Genomic DNA, 1,677 nt, shown 5'->3' with positions numbered 1-1,677 from the left:
AGTAGCTGTTGTCGTTCCGATCTTGAGGGGTGTGCGTCGAACGGGAGTCTCGATCGGGTGGTTGCCGCTGGCTGCGGGCATGAAGGCAGGGCCTCTTGGTAGCTCGGGGTTGCGAAGCCGACCGAGATCCAGGAGACCCTGTTGCCGCAGTTGTACGTGCTGGCGCCGGTAGAGTTCAACTCGGCGTCTCCGTCGTGTGATTGTGTCGCTCACCGGTTCGGGAATGCGGCCGATCACCCGGAACGTGTTCGGCGGTATCCCTCGGACATGACGGACGCGGAGTGGGCCGTGGTCCGGCCGCTGCTGCCGGTGCCGGGCTGGTTGCGTGGCCGGGGAGGGCAGCCGGAGGCGTACTGCCACCGGGCGATACTCGACGCAATCCGCTACCTGGTCGACAATGGCATCAAATGGCGGGCGATGCCGGTGGACTTCCCGCCGTGGGACCGGGTCTACGCGTTCTTCCGCCGCTGGCGCGACCACGGCCTGGTCAAGGAGTTCCACGACCGGCTGCGCGCCAGGGTCCGCGAGAAGCTGGGCCGCGACGTGGAGCCGACGGCCGCGGTGATCGACTCGCAGTCCGTCAAGGCGGACGCCGTCGTCAGCTCCGACAGCCGCGGCTTCGACGGCGGCAAGCTGATCAACGGGCGCAAGCGGCACGTCGTGGTCGACACGCTCGGCCTGCTGCTGGGCGTGATGGTCACCGCCGCGGATGTCGGCGACCGCACCGCCGCCCACGTGCTGCTGCGGCAAGTCACCGACACACACCACGAGTTGGAGCTGGTCTGGGCCGACGGCGGCTACACCGGCAGCCTCGTCGCCTACTGCCTCACCGTGTTCGCCCTGGTCCTGGCGATCGTGAAACGCAGCGACGACATGCGCGGCTTCGTGGTCCTGCCCAAGCGGTGGATCGTCGAGCGTCTCTTCGCCCACCTGATGCGCACCCGCCGCCTGGCACGCGACTACGAGCGCCGCACCACCAGCGCCGAAGCGATGATCTACTGGTCGATGATCCTGCTCATGACCCGCCGCCTGGCCCGGCCACACCCGCAGCGAGCGTGAACCGGCCCGGCGCGGGCTCGGCCAGCCAACCGCGCGCGACCAGGCGTTTCGCCTTCGACCGCAATGCCTCCACCCGCGCCGGCACCACGTCCAGGCCGAACAAGACGGCCATCTCCTGGCAGGTCAGCGGCCCTTGATGGAGCCGGAAACGGTCCGCGAGCGCCTGCAGGATGCGCTGGTAGTCCACCGACAGCACCGACCTGTCCAGCCCCTCACGCCACACCGGCACCTGCGACTTCACTTTCGCCGCGGTCGGCGCTGACGGTGTCTCCTCGGCCTGTCCCATGGCCGGCGCTGTCCCATCGGCCTGGGCCTGGCTTTGCCCGGGCTCGTCCACGGGGGCCAGTACCTCGCCGACCCGCGAACGGGCGATGGCCCACTCCTGCCATTCCCGCTCGGCCACGGCCAGCTCGGCCTGGATGCGGTCGGCTTCTTCCACCAGCCCATCCACGCGACGGCGGGCGGCGATCTCGCGCTGTTCCAGCAGTCCCACGACCGACGGCATCCACGACCTCCACCGGAGCGACGACACGACACGCCACCACTCCCACGGGAACGTCCGCCCTATGCCCCACCAGCGAAAACGCAGTCCTCAAGTCCGGAAAGACAACAACTTCT

Annotated in this window: 2 protein-coding genes; one reads left to right on the top strand and one right to left on the bottom strand. The window is 68.9% G+C overall.

Annotation, left to right across the window (positions count from 1 at the left end; all coding sequences use genetic code 11):
• The first annotated feature begins 267 nt into the window (after positions 1–267).
• Positions 268–1,059, top strand: a complete 792-nt coding sequence (locus ACIPSA_RS51380; RefSeq protein WP_402649251.1) for an IS5 family transposase — start codon at positions 268–270, stop codon at positions 1,057–1,059.
• Here ACIPSA_RS51380 and ACIPSA_RS51375 read toward each other — a convergent pair.
• Positions 1,016–1,564 (bottom strand): hypothetical protein, encoded by a 549-nt coding sequence (locus tag ACIPSA_RS51375; protein WP_402649249.1) that lies wholly within the window; start codon positions 1,562–1,564, stop codon positions 1,016–1,018. The genes ACIPSA_RS51380 and ACIPSA_RS51375 overlap by 44 nt on opposite strands.
• Positions 1,565–1,677: the final 113 nt, after the last annotated feature.

Source organism: Streptomyces sp. NPDC086549, assembly GCF_044746205.1.
Lineage (GTDB): Bacteria > Actinomycetota > Actinomycetes > Streptomycetales > Streptomycetaceae > Streptomyces.
Note: the sequence above shows the minus strand (reverse complement) of the source record. Positions and strands in the feature narration are given on the sequence as shown.

Excerpts from the sequence above, each read along its gene's own strand:
- ACIPSA_RS51380 (WP_402649251.1), top strand. The coding sequence starts at position 268 with ATGACGGACGCGGAGTGGGCCGTGGTCCGGCCGCTGCTGCCGGTGCCG.
- ACIPSA_RS51375 (WP_402649249.1), bottom strand. The coding sequence starts at position 1,564 with ATGCCGTCGGTCGTGGGACTGCTGGAACAGCGCGAGATCGCCGCCCGC.